This is a genomic window from Vibrio sp. 10N.261.52.C2 (assembly GCF_041471425.1).
In the GTDB taxonomy this organism is placed as follows: Bacteria; Pseudomonadota; Gammaproteobacteria; order Enterobacterales; family Vibrionaceae; genus Vibrio; species Vibrio crassostreae_C.
The window spans coordinates 47,424-47,722 of record NZ_JBFROH010000009.1; the positions used below are offsets into that span (position 1 = coordinate 47,424).

The window sequence follows — 299 nt, forward strand, 5'->3', positions numbered from 1 at the left end:
GTAACTGAAGAGTCTCAACTTCAAACAACGGGCTCATTAACTATTAGCGACACCGATACCAATGAAGCGCACTTCTCGAATACAGACATTGTTGGTTCATTAGGCACCCTACATCTTAAAGATAACGGTGATTGGACCTATGATTTAGACAATCAAAATCCGACCGTGCAAGCATTAGCGCAAGGCAAAACGGCAACCGACACCATCACCGTTCACTCTGCCGATGGCACGCCACATCAAGTTACTATTACTGTAAATGGTACTAATGATACTGCTGTTATTGCAGGCACCAATACCGG

1 protein-coding gene is annotated in these 299 nt (G+C 44.5%); it reads left to right on the plus strand.

The window, feature by feature from the left end; genetic code table 11:
* A partial coding sequence (locus AB4307_RS02850; protein ID WP_372131043.1) for a VCBS domain-containing protein occupies positions 1-299 on the plus strand: 299 nt, incomplete at both ends.